Annotated in this window: 16 protein-coding genes; 4 read left to right on the top strand and 12 right to left on the bottom strand. The window is 64.9% G+C overall.

What is annotated here, in order from left to right:
- Positions 1-35: 35 nt before the first annotated feature.
- Together ACVMDN_RS43230 and ACVMDN_RS43225 are read right to left on the bottom strand one after the other, a co-directional pair.
- Positions 36-1,523, bottom strand: a complete 1,488-nt coding sequence (locus ACVMDN_RS43230) for a glycoside hydrolase family 71/99 protein (protein ID WP_141343173.1) — start codon at positions 1,521-1,523, stop codon at positions 36-38.
- A 446-nt stretch (positions 1,524-1,969) separates the two neighbouring features.
- Positions 1,970-2,887: a LysR family transcriptional regulator gene (locus tag ACVMDN_RS43225; protein ID WP_076827714.1), complete on the bottom strand. Its 918-nt coding sequence runs from the start codon at positions 2,885-2,887 to the stop codon at positions 1,970-1,972.
- A 252-nt stretch (positions 2,888-3,139) separates the two neighbouring features.
- Between ACVMDN_RS43225 and ACVMDN_RS43220 the strand changes: the two genes are divergently transcribed.
- Together ACVMDN_RS43220 and ACVMDN_RS43215 are read left to right on the top strand one after the other, a co-directional pair.
- Positions 3,140-4,453: an MFS transporter gene (locus ACVMDN_RS43220; protein ID WP_076827716.1), complete on the top strand. Its 1,314-nt coding sequence runs from the start codon at positions 3,140-3,142 to the stop codon at positions 4,451-4,453.
- Positions 4,454-4,474: 21 nt separating this feature from the next.
- Positions 4,475-5,548, top strand: a complete 1,074-nt coding sequence (locus ACVMDN_RS43215) for a tartrate dehydrogenase (protein WP_076827718.1) — start codon at positions 4,475-4,477, stop codon at positions 5,546-5,548.
- 238 nt (positions 5,549-5,786) lie between these two features.
- On the opposite strand, the gene ACVMDN_RS43210 is transcribed toward ACVMDN_RS43215, so the two are convergent.
- The 8 genes from ACVMDN_RS43210 to ACVMDN_RS43175 all read right to left on the bottom strand — a co-directional run bounded on the left by ACVMDN_RS43210 (position 5,787) and on the right by ACVMDN_RS43175 (position 11,067).
- Positions 5,787-6,551 carry a serine O-acetyltransferase gene (locus ACVMDN_RS43210; protein ID WP_057016225.1) on the bottom strand — a complete coding sequence of 255 codons (765 nt, stop codon included), beginning with the start codon at positions 6,549-6,551 and terminating at the stop codon, positions 5,787-5,789.
- Between the two features lie 153 nt (positions 6,552-6,704).
- Entirely contained in the window at positions 6,705-7,196 is a 492-nt protein-coding gene (locus ACVMDN_RS43205; RefSeq protein WP_076827785.1) for a DUF2852 domain-containing protein, read from the bottom strand.
- Between the two features lie 130 nt (positions 7,197-7,326).
- Positions 7,327-8,040, bottom strand: coding sequence for a TetR/AcrR family transcriptional regulator (locus ACVMDN_RS43200; protein WP_050385230.1), 714 nt, complete (start codon positions 8,038-8,040; stop codon positions 7,327-7,329).
- Positions 8,041-8,298: 258 nt separating this feature from the next.
- The gene (locus ACVMDN_RS43195) at positions 8,299-8,664 is read right to left on the bottom strand and encodes a YciI family protein (protein WP_057016224.1); all 366 of its coding nucleotides are present in this window, start codon (positions 8,662-8,664) and stop codon (positions 8,299-8,301) included.
- 87 nt (positions 8,665-8,751) lie between these two features.
- Complete coding sequence (locus ACVMDN_RS43190; protein WP_028332843.1) at positions 8,752-9,177, bottom strand: YciI family protein; 426 nt, start codon at positions 9,175-9,177, stop codon at positions 8,752-8,754.
- A 155-nt stretch (positions 9,178-9,332) separates the two neighbouring features.
- Entirely contained in the window at positions 9,333-9,749 is a 417-nt protein-coding gene (locus tag ACVMDN_RS43185) for a YciI family protein (protein WP_057016223.1), read from the bottom strand.
- A gap of 136 nt (positions 9,750-9,885) precedes the next feature.
- Positions 9,886-10,257: a nuclear transport factor 2 family protein gene (locus ACVMDN_RS43180; RefSeq protein WP_076827720.1), complete on the bottom strand. Its 372-nt coding sequence runs from the start codon at positions 10,255-10,257 to the stop codon at positions 9,886-9,888.
- Positions 10,258-10,401: 144 nt separating this feature from the next.
- The gene (locus ACVMDN_RS43175) at positions 10,402-11,067 is read right to left on the bottom strand and encodes a glutathione S-transferase family protein (RefSeq protein ID WP_076827721.1); all 666 of its coding nucleotides are present in this window, start codon (positions 11,065-11,067) and stop codon (positions 10,402-10,404) included.
- Between the two features lie 512 nt (positions 11,068-11,579).
- On the opposite strand from ACVMDN_RS43175, the gene ACVMDN_RS43170 reads away from it, so the two are divergent.
- The gene (locus ACVMDN_RS43170) at positions 11,580-13,250 is read left to right on the top strand and encodes a methyl-accepting chemotaxis protein (protein WP_076827723.1); all 1,671 of its coding nucleotides are present in this window, start codon (positions 11,580-11,582) and stop codon (positions 13,248-13,250) included.
- Positions 13,251-13,536: 286 nt separating this feature from the next.
- The gene (locus tag ACVMDN_RS43165; RefSeq protein WP_028341382.1) at positions 13,537-14,325 is read left to right on the top strand and encodes an SDR family NAD(P)-dependent oxidoreductase; all 789 of its coding nucleotides are present in this window, start codon (positions 13,537-13,539) and stop codon (positions 14,323-14,325) included.
- Between the two features lie 209 nt (positions 14,326-14,534).
- Here ACVMDN_RS43165 and ACVMDN_RS43160 read toward each other — a convergent pair whose 3' ends face one another.
- Both ACVMDN_RS43160 and cobS read right to left on the bottom strand, forming a co-directional pair.
- On the bottom strand, positions 14,535-15,101 hold the full coding sequence (locus tag ACVMDN_RS43160) for a histidine phosphatase family protein (RefSeq protein ID WP_057016219.1): 567 nt from the start codon (positions 15,099-15,101) through the stop codon (positions 14,535-14,537).
- A gap of 70 nt (positions 15,102-15,171) precedes the next feature.
- Positions 15,172-15,924, bottom strand: a complete 753-nt coding sequence (gene cobS, locus ACVMDN_RS43155) for an adenosylcobinamide-GDP ribazoletransferase (RefSeq protein ID WP_076827725.1) — start codon at positions 15,922-15,924, stop codon at positions 15,172-15,174.
- Positions 15,925-16,031: the final 107 nt, after the last annotated feature.

Below are 16,031 nucleotides of genomic sequence, written 5' to 3'. Positions count from 1 at the left end.
ACTTCATCCATTGGGAACCCCCTGTCGATATTGACTCAATTAACTGATCGCTGCTGTTTGCCCTGTGGCGTGCAGAGCCTCTCCTGCCAGATAAGCGGTATTTTTTCTCCATCCTCCGACGGTGCTTGGCGCAATTCCTCGCCTGCAATCTGCATGCCTGGCGGACATGGCCACGCAGTTGTCATCGAATCACTGGCCGATTTGCATCCGGCGCCAGCCGTTGTAGTTGAGATCGATGACGAACCGACGGCACACGCCTTCGGATCGATCCGCGTCGGCCACACCAGCTTGAACGGCGGAAGTGTCGGGCGTCGGCCCGCCGCGTTGGCGATCACTTTGAGACGCCGCACGCCTTCAGACAGCGTCGGCTGAATCCAGCCGCCTTCGGAGCTCTCGTTCCAGGCATAGATCACAACGCTCTTGAAGCGACCGTTGCGCGGATTGTTGGCCGCCTGACTGATTGCAGCACGGATTTGCCGTGTCCATTCCTCATCGGTGGCAGGTTGACACCAGTCCGGATTCGGCTTGCGAGTTTTCAGTTCCTGAGGATCGCGCAAAGCCGGTCGATAATCCCAGCCAAGCGTCACGGTTGGCAGGAAGCCTCCAGAACCATTCTGGGCTTCGGCTTGCCAGGCTTTCTGTGCAAGAGCCGCGCAACTGGCGTACGGCAGGGATTTTCCATTCGACCCAAGGGCGGTCGCATATGTACTCGCCGCATCAAATCCTATCCTGTGAGCAACGGGCTCCGTCTCGGACAGGTTGAAGAGCAAGGCAACCAGGTAGAGATCTCGGCCGGTCGCGGCCTTGACCCGATCCCTCATATCCTTCAGGGCCGCCTTTGTACCCTCTTCACCCCCAAGCCCCTTTATCCACGGGGTCATCGTACCAAGCAGGAAGAACACAGGCGCCGAGCCGTCGCTCGCCCGCATGTAATCCGGCCCGGCTACCGCTTTGCTGATTGCATCACTCACCATCGGCACATCACGAGGGGGGAATGACAGGTTGAAATTCAGCGCGTATTTGATGCCGAGCTTGTCTGGAAGCCGAAGAAAATTTCCCAACGCCCGATTGAGCGCCACGGCTCGACTGGGATCGCGTCCCCAGGACGAACTCTCCAGGTAGTAGCCGAAGATGAAATAATCCAAGCCTGCGGACTTCGCGTAATGCACGTCCGCATTCAGTGCTCGTTCGGTGTTTCCGGGAAAACCGAGATTTCCGTTCGGCAGACGCTCTGTGTAATACGGAGCGCGCGCGCGCAATCCAGGGTCGGCTAGGACCTGCCCATAGGGACTGTCGAGACTCCAATTGTCCCACCGAATGGCACCTAATGAGACCTTGCTCGACGAGGCCGGTGCCGCAGTTGGTGCGGCGGGCGCTGCGGGTGCCACGGCGGAAGGACTGCCCTTGCTCACCTGAGCCATGGCTGGGAGTGAGGAGACTGCCGTCGCAAGCACAACAAGCAGACGGATCGAGCAGTGTCGGGCTGTCCACATCATCACTTTCCCTTGGTCCAAAGCCGCCATGATGCGGCTCGGGATTTCGGTTGTTACTCGACATGCATTCAAGAAGTAACAAAGGGCGCTTATGTGGCGGCGCACTGCAATCGTATCCGTTGAAGCGGAACATCGATGCAACAGCGTGAGATCAAACTGCTTTGGTTCTTGCAAGCATCGCGCCGCGATTCACATTAGGTCGAAACAGAACGGGATCGTGGTGGAACTTTCCGCACCATGCGTTTCAGTTGATCGAGGAACTTTCTGCCGCCGAAATGGGCACAGGCACTACCGCGCTCCACGCCTCGCGACGACACGGTTGAAAAATCGAATGATCCTTCCATTGGTTGAAGACAGAGGCTCCGCGTTTTGCAACACAGGTCCCGAATCCATCGATCCGCAAAACGCGTGGTGGAATGGATTCCGAGCTCGCGCTTCGCACGCCCCGGAATGAAGAGAGAGAGAGAGAGACGTGTTCACGCCTCGCGCGCGTAACTCTTCAACCTTGCCTCAAGCACCGCGATCACCTGGTCGCGTACCGGATCGCGGGAGCCTTTCAGCCAGGCGGCGGCGAGCGGCAGGCGGCCGGCGCTGCTGCCGCGCTTCAGGCGGAGCGGCACAAAGCGGACGCCTGATATCGCCATCCGTGCGGTCCAGCGCGGCACGATGGCAACGCCGAGCCTTGCTGCGACCATGTTGACGATGGTCTGCTTCTCGTCGGCGATCTCCTGGATACGCGGCGTCAGCCCGGCCTCGGCGAACAGTTTTGTCGTCAGATCGTGGCTGTGCGGCCGCGAGCGGCGTTCCGGCACGATCAGGGGCTGATCCGCGATGTCGGGCAGCACGATCTGCTTGCGCCGCGCCAGCGCGTGCTTGTGCGACAGCGCCACCACGGCGGTCTCCTGCAGCAGCGGGACAAACTCGATGCGGCGGTCGGGCCGCTCCGGCGGGCGCACGAACGCAAGGTCGAGCGCGCCCGACAGCAGCTTCGGCAGCAACCGGATGGTCTTCTCCTCGAGCAGTTGCACGGCAACATCAGGATGGGCGGCGCGGAGGTCGCGCAGCAGCGGCGGCAGCAGGCCGGCCGCCGCGCTGTCGATCGCGCCGATCCGGAAGCGGCGCGCCTGCGGCTTGCGCAGCCGACGGCGAAAGCCGTTCTCGATCGCCTCAGCGCGGCCGAGCAGCGCGCGGCCCTCGCGCAGCAGCACAGCGCCGTCCTCGGTCAGCGACACCGCGCGCGTGGTGCGCGCGAACAGCCGCACCCCGAGATCCTCTTCCAGCAGCTTGATGTGGCGGCCCAGCGCCGACGGCATCATCTGCAGGCGCTGCGCCGCGCGGCCGAAATGCAGTTCCTCGGCAGCCGCAACGAAGCAGCGAAGCTGGTGCAGTTCCAAGATGTCGCTTCCTTATGCCCCGCGTTCGTCATGGCCGGGCTTGTCCCGGCCATCCACGTCTTTCTTTGCCGCCAAGACGTGGATGCCCCGCACATGGCCGGGCACGACGCCAAGTGAGACCGGGTCCGATTATATCATTTTTTTGTATAAACCGGCGTGGGTTGAAGCGGAAGGGCGCGAGCTTCTAGGCTTTCCGATGGCGCGCGACAGGCGCCGTCCCAACAAACAAGACGAACCCGGGGGAAGAAGCCCATGGAAAGCCAGCTTGGCGCGCGCGTATTGCGCAAGATCTCACTGCGCATCGTGCCGTTCATCATGCTGCTGTACTTCGTGGCGTTCATCGACCGCGTCAATATCGGCTTCGCCTCGCTGACCATGAACAAGGACATCGGCCTGTCGCCGACCGTCTATGGCTTCGGCGCCGGTATCTTCTTCTGGGGCTACTTCCTGTTCGAAGTGCCCTCCAACATCATCCTGCACAAGATCGGCGCGCGGATCTGGATCGCGCGGGTGATGATCACCTGGGGCCTGGTCTCGGCGGCGATGGCGCTGGTGCAGGGCGCGACTAGCTTCTACGTGCTGCGCTTCCTGCTCGGCGCCGCCGAAGCAGGCTTCTTCCCCGGCATCATCCTCTATCTCTCCTACTGGTTCCCGGCGCGGCAGCGCGCCGCCGTCACCGCGCTGTTCATGGCGGCGGCGCCGCTGTCGACCGTGCTCGGCTCGCCGCTCTCCGGTGCGCTGCTGGAGATGGACGGACTGCTCGGCTTCAAGGGCTGGCAATGGCTGTTCGTGCTGGAGGCCGTGCCCGCCGTGCTGCTCGGCTTCGTCGTGCTGGGCTTCCTGACCGACCGGCCGGAGCAGGCCAGATGGCTGGCCGACGACGAGCGCGCCTGGCTGGTCAAGACCATGAAGGTCGAGAACGACGGCAAGGCCACGACCGCAAGCCACAGCATCTGGCGCGGCCTCGCCGACCCGCGGGTGCTGGCGCTGGCTCTGGTCTATTTCGGCACCTCGGCCGGGCTCTACACACTTGGGGTGTGGGCGCCGCAGATCATCAAGGCGTTCGGCCTGTCGTCGATCCAGGTCGGCTTCCTCAACGCCGTACCGGCGACGGTTGCCGTCATCGCAATGGTGCTATGGGCGCGACATTCCGACCGCACCGGCGAGCGCACCTGGCACGTGGTGCTGGCCTGCCTGATGGCCGCGGCGGGACTTGCGCTCGCCGGGCTGTGGACCGGCCTTGCCGCCGTGATCGCGGCGCTGACCCTGGTCAATATCGGCATCTCCTCGTCGAAGCCGCCGCTATGGAGCATGCCGACCATGTTCTTGTCCGGCTCGGCCGCCGCGGCCGGGATCGCCACCATCAACTCGATCGGCAATCTCGGCGGCTTCGTCGGGCCGGCGATGATCGGCTGGATCAAGGAACGCACCGGCAGTTTCGACGGCGGTCTTTATTTCGTCGCCGGCCTCCTGGTGCTCTCGGCCGTGCTCACGCTGCTGCTGTCGCGCGCGCAGAGCGCGCCGGCACAATCCGAACCGCAACCAAATCCCATGCGAACCCGCTAACCACTCATCCGGAGACAACCCATGCGTACCCATTCCATCGCCGCCATCCCCGCCGACGGCATCGGCCCCGAAGTGATCTCCGCGGGCGTCCGCGTGCTGGAGGCTCTCGCAAAACGCAGCGGCGACATCAGCTTCAACGTCAAGACCTTCGACTGGGGCTCGGACTATTACAAGAAGCACGGCGTGATGATGCCGGCCGACGGGCTCGCGGAGCTGAAGAAATTCGACGCGATCTATTTCGGCGCGGTCGGCGCACCCGATGTGCCCGACCACATCACGCTGTGGGGCCTGCGGCTGCCGATCTGCCAGGGCTTTGACCAATACGCCAATGTGCGGCCGACCAAGATCCTGCCCGGCGTCGCCTCGCCGCTGCGCAATGTCGGCGTCGGCGATCTCGACTGGGTGATCGTGCGCGAGAATTCCGAAGGCGAATATGCCGGCATGGGCGGCCGCGCGCACAAGGGCCTGCCGGAAGAGGTCGGCACCGAAGTCGCTGTCTTCACCCGGGTCGGCGTGACGCGGATCATGCGCTATGCGTTCCAGCTCGCGCAGTCGCGGCCGCGCAAATTCCTCACCGTGGTGACCAAGTCGAACGCGCAGCGCCACGGCATGGTGATGTGGGACGAGATCGCGGCCGAGGTAGCGAAGGACTTCCCCGACGTCACCTGGGACAAGATGCTGGTCGACGCCATGACGGTGCGGATGACGCTCAATCCGAAGAGCCTCGACACCATCGTCGCAACCAATCTGCACGCCGATATCCTCTCCGACCTCGCCGGCGCGCTGGCCGGTAGCCTCGGCGTGGCGCCGACCGGCAACATCGACCCGCAGCGCCGCTATCCCTCGATGTTCGAGCCGATCCACGGCTCGGCCTTCGACATCACCGGCAAGGGCATCGCCAACCCGGTCGCGACGTTCTGGACCGGTGCACAGATGCTGGAGCATCTCGGCGAGAAGGACGCCGCGGCGCGCCTGATGGCCGCGGTCGAGAAGGTGTGCGCGGCCGGCGTGCTGACGCCCGACGTCGGCGGCAAGGCGACGACGAAGGAAGTCACCGATGCGGTGACTGACGCGATCCATGGGTCGAATATGTAAGGCGGCGACGGTCCCGTCGCATCACGCAGTGAGGCGAGCGCGCTAGTCGGACTCCCTTCCCCCTTGTGGGGGAGGGTTGGGGAGAGGGGTACCGCTTGCTCCGCTCTCCATGAGGATTAGCGACGCCCGCTGCGCACGCTGATCAACGATTGCCCTATCTCTCGCCGTCTCGCCCGGGGCCACCCCTCACCCCACCCTCTCCCACAAGGGGAGAGGGTGCCTGAGAGGGGTGCTCACCTCACGAAAGCGTGCCCGCCTCCGCGCAATTGGTCAGCCGCGCGGGCACGCCGATGGCGGTGCAGCCGGCGGGCACATCCGTCGTCACCAGCGCGCCGGCGCCGATCCTGGCGAAATCGCCGATCGAGAGATGTCCGATCACCGTGGCGCCGGCGCTGAGCAGCACGCCGTGGCCGATCTTCGGCGCGCGGCGCGGATCATCCTGATGCCGCGCGATGGTGACGTTCTGCAAAATCGTGACCTCGTCGCCGACCGAGGCCAGCGCGCCGATGATGATGCCGGTGCCGTGATCGAGGAAAACCGCCGTTCCAATCCGGGCCGACGGGTGAATGCTGATCTGCAATTGGTCCGCCGTCGCGCTTTGCATCATGAGCGCAAGGTCGGGGCGGTCCTGGCGCCACAGCCAGTTCGACACCCGCCAGGCCTGCAGCGCGACGAAGCCCTTGAAGTTGAGCAGCGGCGGCAGGAAGCCCGTGATCGCGGGATCACGGCGCACGATGGCCGTGAGATCGGTGGCCGCGGCATCGACCAGCACGGGCTCGGCCGCATAGGCTTCGCGGGCGGTCCGCGCGAACTGTGCGCGATCCTCTTCCGCGCGGCTGATATGCCGGCCGATCAGAAAAGCGAGCGCCCCGCCGAGGTCGCCCTGATCGAGAATGAAGGCGGCCGACGCCTCGAGGAATGGATCGGCAGCGATCGCCGCCTCCGCCTCGCGCCGGATCGCAAGCCAGAGCTCGCCGGCCGTCACTGTCGCTGATCCCGCCATAGTCTTCACCTCATCGTCCGGATCCCAAACGATAGAGTGGGCGTCACCATCCCAAAATGCAAACCGCCCGCTTGCTCATCGCAAACGGGCGGCTCAGGGCCATCAGGTTCTATGGGGGCACATCGCCTGAAGGCTAGCGCTTGCCTCGCGCGATCAGCTCTGCGGCGGCTGGTCGGTCGGCGGGGTCGGACGGGTCTTGTGCTGCGCCATGAAGGCGTCGAACTCTTCCTTGTCCTTGGCGTGGCGCAGGCGATCGAGGAAGTTCTTGAACTCGACCTGCTCCTCCTCGAGACGGCGCAGCGTGTCCTGGCGGTACTCGTCGAAGGCACGGTTGCCGCTGGAGGGCGGACCGAAGCCGCCGAACGGGAAGCCGCGGCGCTCCATGCGGCTCTTCATCCGCTCCATCTTGTCCTGCATCCGCTCCATCTTGTTCTGCCAGCGATCCATGTCGTTGTGACTCCAACAGGCCATCTTTCTGCTCCCGAGTGTGAAAAAGAGAAGGGCGAGGCCGATCGGCCACCAGATCATGAAGCCGAGGATGATCCCGGCGATCTTCAGGGGATGCCACGGCGTCGCGTAGAAGTAGGGACGGTAGGGCTCTTCGACGGGGCCGCGCCAGCGATTGACATCAGCGGTGTAGGCCATTTCCTTCTCCATCACGGCATCACGCCGTTGTGAATGTAAATAACATTTACATAGGTAGCCGATCCCTTGGGAAAGTCAAGCAGCGCGGGTGACGCACCCCTCGGATTATTTTTGGCTTGGCCGTTGAACCTTATTTCGGCTTGCCCCAGGGACCAGACCTTTCGCCGGCCGGCTTGTCGTCGGCGGCCGCGGTTCCAGGCCGGCGGTCGGTCGGGAAGCCGAGGCCGCGCAGATAGATCAGCACTTCGGCCTCGAGCAGATCCTCCGGCGACATCGGCAGCTTGCGCCGCGCGGCATCGCCGCGGCCGAACAGCGAAGCGACGCCGTGCGACATCGCCCAGATGTGTAGCGCCATCATCATCGCCGGCGGACGCGGCATGCCGGGCGGCGCCAGTGCCGCGAGCCGCTCGGCGGCGGCGCGGATGATCGCGAAGGCGCGCTCGCTTGCGGCCATCAAGGTCGGATTGGAATCGACCGGCAGGCCGGATTCGAACATCGCGGAATAGAACGCGGGCTCCTCGCGGGCGAAGGCGAGATAGGCCTTGCCGACCCGCTCGAACGCCGTGACGGTATCGGGGCGGCCGTCGTCCCAGGCCTGCGTCAGCAGCGATTCGAACTGCTCGAAGCCGCGCTGCGCGATGCTGGCGATCAACTCGTCGCGGTCGCGGAAGTGGCGGTACGGCGCGGCCGGGCTGACGCCGGCCATCCGCGCGGCATCGGCGAAGGTGAAGCCGGCCGGCCCCTTCTTCGAGATCAGGTCGAGGGCGGCCTGCAGCAACGCCTCTTTGAGATTGCCGTGATGATAGCCGCGCTCGGCGCGGCCTTGGTCCTTGCGCCAGCTCATGTGAACGGCTTTTACATGAGCCCGCGGTAAAGGTCACTAGCGGGGCGGCGCCGCGTCAATCAAGATTAACGGGTGTGACGCGGCCTCGCTGCACGCGCTTGACGGCAGTAGCCCGGCTCAAGCATGGCTCGATCTTCTCCTTCCCCCTGAAAGGGGGTCAGCCGCAGTCGACGCTGTATGCGGGGAGAGCAGATCCCACCCGCTTTGCTCTGGCGAGCAAAGCGACCCCCTTTTCAAGGGGAGGTGAATTCTCCCGCCTTAGCGGCCCGGGATCGGTAGCACCGGCATGATCTCCACGGCCTCGCCCGGGAAGATCGAGAAATGCGGGTGGTTCTCGAACAGCTTTGCCGCCGCTTCATGCGAGGGCGCGCGCACCACGGTGAAACCGGTCATCAGATTGGCGATGTCGGTGACGCCGCCCTGCCCGACCTGCTTGGTCTTGCCGAGCGGTCCGCCCATCTCGACGATCACGTCATGATGCTTCTCGACCCAGGCGCCCCAGGCCGCCATGCCCTGCTGCTCCTTGGCACGGCGTTCGGCCTCGGGCAGCGCGTTCCAGGCTGCCATCCGCGAGCCGGTTTTACCGCCGCCGAGATAGACGGCGAGGAAGGTGTTGGTGCTCATGTTGCGTCTCCGTTGTGGTCGTTGTTGGTGGACGATGGTTCGGTGATACGGTGACGCTTTGAAGCGGCATCGTTTCTCGTTGAATGTTCAGCGCAGCGCCTTGCCCCAGCCGCCCTGCGGATGCTCGAAGGTGGCGGCCGCCTGCTGCACCTCTTCGGAGAAATCGGCCATCTCCTGCACCTGGCGGATCTCGATCATCTCGTTCGCGGTGGCCGGGCACTTCCTGGCCCATTCGATTGCCTCGGCGCGCGAGGCGACCTCGATCATCCAGAAGCCGCCGATCACTTCCTTGGCCTCGGTGAACGGGCCGTCGATCACGACCGGCACGCCGGTGTCGAACTTGACGCGCGCGCCGGCGGCCGGCGGATGCAGGCCTTCCAGCGTGATCAGCACGCCGGCGTCCTTCAGCGCCTGATTGTACCGCATCATCGCGGCGACCCGTTCGGGGTCGAGCTCGAGCTTGGCCGGCGCGGACTCGTAGCCGAGCGGGATCATCAGCATCATGAAACGCATTGGTCGGACTTCCTTGCCTGTTGAGTAACTCGCAATCTTCACCCTCGTCATGCCGGGAAGCCCCACGCGGCGCCGGCCCGGAATCCACGACTTGCGACGATGATCATGTATTCCGGGCGCATCGCCGGTGCGATATCGCGGAATGACGTCGGGTGTCATTTCTTGCCCACCTGCGCACGCAGGCGCTCTCCCCGCTCGCGCAGCTCGGGCGTCAGCGCCTCGCCGAAATCCTCCGCGGCAAACACCTGGCGGATTTCGATCTCGGAGCCGCCGTCGAACGGCGCGCGCTTCATCCAGTCGATCGCTTCATCGAGCGACTTGGTCTCGATCAGCCAGAAGCCGGCGACCAGATCGCTGCTCAGGCCGAACGGGCCGCGCGACACCGTGCTCTGCCCGCCGGCATATTTGACGCGGGCACCCTTGCTGGTCGGATGCAGCCCCTCGCCGGCCTGCATAACGCCGGCCTTGACCATCTCCTCGTTGAACTTGCCCATCGCCGCGAGCAGCTCGGTGCTCGGCATCACGCCGGCCTCGGTGTCCCTGTTCGCCTTCACGATCACCATGAACTTCATCGTCCTGCTCCGTTGTCTTGTATTCAGCTGCTTTGCCGGTATCTCCGGTGCTCGTCTCAAGGACGACGCGGGGCTTGCCACGCCGACAGGCCAAGCGAAATTATTTGGGAGGTCATTGCATCGCTCGCCACAGCCCTCAGCGGTCTTGCCTGACAAGTTCGCCGTCCTGGTGCGACGGGCCGAAATAGACGTCGATGCGCGACACCTTGTCGCCGTCGAACACGAAGAACTCGGTGTTGCGAAAGCTCTTGCCGTCGCGGGCGACGCAGCGATAGGTGACGAAGGCCTCGACGCCGTCGACCATGATGCGCTCGATCTCGTGGCGGCCGATCCAGCCGGAGTCGCGCCAGCACTTGGCGAAATAGGTCGGCTTGTCGATGTTCTCGCCATAGGGCGTCGAGAAGCGGAAATCCTCGGCGAACGCCGCCTCCACGCTCGCGCGGTCATTGGCGAGGTAGGCGGCGAAGAGGGAGCGGATGATCTCCGCCCTGTTGCCAGCTGCAGCCATGTCGTCTCCCACACGTATCGCCCGGGGCCCCGGAGCGGCCGGCGCTCCGGAAACCCGGGCCTCAGCGAGATGACGAACGGGGCGGCGCGAAAGCGACATCCCGCCACGATTTATTTTTGGAACCGGGTCGGAGGCCGGCTTGCGTCAGGTTTCCCGCGGGAACATGCCGAAATAGGGCTCGGCCTCCCTCAGCACGCGCGCGAAGGACGGCCGCGCCATCAGCCGCTCGAGATAGGCGGCCAGATGCCGATGGCCATCTCCGAACGGCTCGACCTTGTTGCCGTAGAACATCGTCGGCGCGGCCGCGCAATCGGCCAACGAGAAATGCTCGCCCATCATCCAGCCGCCACGCGCGCGTTGCGGATCGAGCTGCTGATCCAGGATCGCATAGGAGGTGCGGAGTTGCGCCCGCGCCTCGGCGACGCCATGCGGATCCTTGCTGTCCGCAGGCCGCAGCCGGTCGCCGACGACCTTCTGCATCGGCAGGTGGACATAGAGATCGAGGAAGCGATCGCGCAGCCGGATTTGCAGCGCGAGGTCCGGGTCCTCGGGGATCAGCCTGACGGCACCGGGATAATGCCGGTCGAGATATTCGATGACGATGCTCGATTCCGGCACCGTCTCATCCCGCGTCTCGTCGCGGAGCACGGGAAAGCGGCCGATCGGCGACAGCGCGAGCAGCGCCGCGCGCTCGGCAGGATCGCCGAGATTGACCACGTTCGGCGTGAATGGCGTGCCGTTCTCGTAGAGCGCAATCAGCGCCTTCCAGCAGAACGAGGACAGCGGATGGTAATGCAGGGTAAGCGACATCGGAACTCCATCATGGAATGAGTGACCGGAGGACGAGGCCGGGACCGCCCTTCCGACATCTCTTGCCGTGATATTTTTATGGCGATACTTATTGCGGTCGGCGGGCGTGGACCAAGCATCGAACGCGACGCACATTCATCGAGCACGCGAATCACGTCGCTGCATCGATCGGTGAAAAGCGGCCGGCGATATCAGGCTTCGTAATAGGTCCATCAGCATCGCTGAACTAGCCGCGTTTCAATCACCCCGCATCAGACGAAAGTCATCATCGATTTTCGTCCGTATGATTACGGTGAACATCGCGTGCTGCCCGTGGATGATAACGTGCACTCTGAAAAAAACCTTTGCGAATTGAGGCGGATGCATGCGCGGAACTTGGCGTTATGCAGTTCGTGCCAAGCGCGCGCGAGCAACAGGCTTTACCGATGCTAAACGGCTCGCTGCAACCTTTCCGTGAGTTGCCGCGATCCGCTTTTCCCCATCCCTTTTATTTGGACCTTCACGGAGCCCTGATGTTCAGTTTCAGCAACAAGGCCAAGATCGAGAATGCGCTGGCGCAGACTGCCGCGATCGGCAAGTCGCAGGCGGTGATCGAGTTCAAGCTCGACGGCACGATCGTCGACGCCAACGAGAACTTCCTGAATGCGATGGACTACACGCTCGATGAGATCAAGGGCAAGCACCACAGCATGTTCGTCGATCCGGCCACGCGCGACAGCCAGGACTATCGCGCGGTCTGGGCCGACCTGAACCGCGGCGAATTCCAGGCCGCGCAATACAGGCGCATCGCCAAGGGCGGCCGCGAGATCTGGATCCAGGCCTCCTACAACCCGATCCTTGACAAGGGTGGCAAGCCGGTCGGCGTGATCAAGTTCGCCACCGACATCACCGCACAGAAGATCCACAGCATGGAGGATGCCGGCAAGATCGCCGCGATCGGCCGGGCGCAGGCGGTGATCGAGTTCGACATGGACGGCACCATCGTCAATGCCAACGAGAATTTTCTAAGCGCGCTCGGCTACTCGCTCGCCGAGATCCAGGGCAAGCACCACAGCATGTTCGTGCCGCCGGCCGACCGCGACAGCGCGGCCTATCGCGACTTCTGGGCACGGCTGAACCGGGGCACGTTCGAGGCCGGCGAATTCAAGCGGCTCGGCAAGGGCGGCAAGGAAATCTGGATCCTCGCCACCTACAACCCGATCCTCGACGATCGCGGCAAGCCGTTCAAGGTCGTCAAGTTCGCCACCGACGTCACCCAGCAGAAGGTGAAAACCGCCGACAATGACGGCCAGATCGATGCGATCGGCAAGTCGCAGGCGGTGATCGAGTTCAACATGGATGGCACGATCCGCACCGCGAACCCGAACTTCCTCGCCGCGATGGGGTATTCGCTTGCCGAGATCCAGGGCAAGCATCACAGCATGTTTGTCGAGCCCACTGAGGCGAGCGCGGCCGGCTACCGCGAGTTCTGGGGCGCGCTGAACCGCGGCGAATTCCAGGCCGCCGAATACAAGCGTATCGCCAAGGGCGGCCGCGAGATCTGGATCCAGGCCTCCTACAACCCGATCCTCGATCTCAACGGCAAGCCCTACAAGGTGGTGAAGTACGCCACCGACATCACCGCGCAGGCGATCGGCCGCAAGAAGGCCGACAGCGCGCGCGGCCTGATCGAGGCGGTCGCCGCCGGCAGCGAGGAGATGAGCGCCTCGATCCGCGAGATCTCGGAAACCATGACCAAGTCGAAGCAGAACGCCGCGGTCGCCACCGGCCGGGTCGAGGCTGCCGACGGACAGGCGCAGAAGCTCAATGCGGCAGCTCAGGCGATGAGCGGCATCGTCGAGATGATCTCGAGCATCACCGGGCAAATCAACCTGTTGGCGCTCAACGCCACGATCGAGTCGGCGCGCGCCGGCGAAGCCGGCCGCGGCTTCGCGGTGGTTGCCTCCGAGGTGAAGAGCCTCGCCAATCAGGCCAAGCAGGCGACCGACACGATCTCCTCGGAAATCGACGCGCTGAACTCGATCGCCGCCGAAGTCGTGAGCTCGCTGTCCGAGATCAAGGCGGCGATCGCCGGCGTCAACGAATACATCACCTCCACCGCCGCCGCGGTCGAGGAGCAGAGCATCGTGACGCAGGACATGTCCACCAACATGCAGCGCGCCTCTGCCGAACTCGCAGCGTAAGCCACGGTGCGATCCTCGAAGGATGGGCGGCCCGGGCTGGGGGCCGTGCATCCTTCGAGACGCGCCGCTTTGCGGGCTCTTCAGGATTGCGGCGAGAGGGTCGGCGTGCCGTAGGAAGCCGATACTCCACACTCCCCGGCTGGTGGCCGTGCACCCTTCGAGGCTCGCTACGCTCGCGCCTCAGGGTGACGGAGAGAGAGCATGCCGCGTGTCGCCGTCGGGTTGACACGTCGGAGTAAAGGTCGCAGACGGTCGGGACTTCCTGCCCGAACCGATGGACCATCCGATGAATTCCGCTTCCCCCAAAGTCGCACTCGTGACCGGCGCCGCGCGTGGCATCGGGCTTGCCGCGGCGAAACGCTTTCTCGCCGACGGCTGGCGCGTCGCGCTGCTCGACATCGAGGGCGAATTGCTGCGCGCGGCGGTCGCGGCGCTGAAGCAGCCCGACGACACGCTGGCGCTCACCTGCGACGTATCAGATGCCGCTGGCGTGGCAGCCGCGATCTCTGCGATCACGGACCGGTTCGGCCGGCTCGACGCGCTGGTCAACAATGCCGGCATTGCCGTGTTCACGCCGGTGCTGGAGACCTCGGACGCCGACTGGAGCCGGATCATGGCGGTCAACCTCACCGGCCCGTTCCTGTGCACCAAGGCGGCCGCGCCGTTAATGCGGGAACATGGCGGCGGTGCAATCGTCAACATCACCTCGATCTCGGCGGTGCGCGCCTCGACGCTGCGCTCGGCTTACGGCACCAGCAAGGCCGGCCTCGCGCATCTCACCAAGCAGCTCGCGGTCGAACTCGCCTCGCTCGGCATCCGCGTCAACGGCGTCGCGCCCGGGCCGGTCGAGACCGCGATGGCCAAGGCCGTCCACACGCCGGAGATCCGCGCCGACTATCATGACGCCATCCCGCTCAACCGCTATGGGCTGGAGGAGGAGCTGGCGGAAGCGATCTTCTTCCTGTGCTCGGATCGCGCCAGCTACATCACCGGACAGATCCTCGCCGTCGACGGCGGCTTCGACGCCGCCGGCATCGGCCTGCCGACCCTGCGCGGCGCGCGACGGAATGGGTAACGGTTGATCGAACGAACTAATGTCACACCGCGACGGGACTGCACTCCCTCGCCCCGTTCTTACGGGGAGAAGGTTTGGGTGAGGGGCCCTCTCCGCGCGCGCAGTACCAGTTAGCCTCGCGGAGACTCCCCCTCGCCCGGAACGCATCTGTCGATGCGTTCCGACCTCTCCCCGCACGCGGGGCGAGGTAAAGCAGAGTCACTGCGCTATCAGCGCCCGTTCACCGCGACCACACGCCAGGCATCCGGCAGCCGGTCGATCCGCGTCAATGACAGCGGATCGATGACGAAGCGCAGCGCGAGCTCCGGGGCAAGCTCGAGCGCGATCGCAAGGATCGCGCGAATGGTGCCGGAATGCACGACCAGTACGACGTCGCCGGACGGCAGACGCGCGAGCCCTGCCCGCGCCCGCGCGATCTGATCGGCAAAGCTTTCGCCGCGCGGCGGCCGGTTGCTGCCCGGCGATTGCCAGAACGCGCGATAGGCCGCGCCGAGCTCGGCTTCGATCTCGCTGTGACGCCGGCCGGTCCAATCGCCAAAATCCTGCTCGCGAAAGGCGTCGTCCTCCGTTGCCGTGAGACCGAGCTTTGCTGCGGTCTCACGGGTGCGCCGCGCCGGACTGCAGACCGCGCGAGCGTGGGCCGGCAGTCTCGCCTGCAACGACGCGAATGCCGCGGCATCGCCGAGGTCGGCGGGCGCATCCGGCGCGTGGATCACGCCGCGCGGACCGTCCACCGGCGCATGACGGATCAGCCAGAAACGCGTTTCGCGATCCATGTTCCGCTCACGCTTTCATTTTGACGCGTTTTCTTCACGCGAACCGGTCTCCACTTCGCTCGAAAACGCTCTAACCTAACCGCGCCGCGAGCAGTACCAGGATCGTGGTTTCCGCTACCTGCTCCGCACCGCCAAGCACATCGCCGGTCTGGCCGCCGATCTGCCGCTTTGCCACGAGCGCCATGACCAGCGCGCTCACAGCGGCCGCGATCGCCCCCAGCAGCGCGCTGCTGAACGGCAAGGCGAGGATTGCGATCAGCAGCGCGATGCCGGCCGCGACCACGGCAATGGTCCCATCAGGCCTTCCGGCATTGGCGGCGAGCCCGTCCTTGCGCGCGTAAGGCTGGCTGATCGCAATCCATGGCAGCACGCCGCGGCCCAGCGCGTGCGCCGCGATCAGGCTCTGCACCACGAGACCATTCGGAATTGCCGCGAGAGCCGCGAGCTTGGCGGCAAAGCTCACCACCAGCGCCAGCGCGCCGTAAGTGCCAAGCCGGCTGTCACGCATGATCTCGAGCTTGGTCGCGACATCGCGGCCGCCGCCGAACCCGTCGGCGACATCGGCGAGCCCGTCCTCATGCAGCGCGCCGGTGAGCAGCGCACCGCCGCCGAGCGCGAGCGCCGCCGCGGCGAGATCCGGCACACCGATCGCCCGCAGCAGCAGGCAAAACAGGCCGATCGCCGCCCCGATGGCGGCCCCGACCAGGGGAAACAGCCGCTGCGCCCGCGCAAAGCTCTCCGTCCGCGCGCCGTCCGGATGCGGCATCGGCAGGCGGGTCAGGAAGGCGGTCGCGGTCCGGAGATCGTCGAGCCATTGATTCATGGTGAAGGCCTGGAAATTGGGCTAAAGCGCGACGAGATCGGGCTCGATCTGATCGCGCTTTAGCTTCTTGTTAGGGCATGATCTCCGCGCAAATGCTACGCATTTGT

The sequence above is a fragment of the Bradyrhizobium sp. USDA 4510 genome (assembly GCF_054059095.1).
Note: the sequence above shows the minus strand (reverse complement) of the source record. Positions and strands in the feature narration are given on the sequence as shown.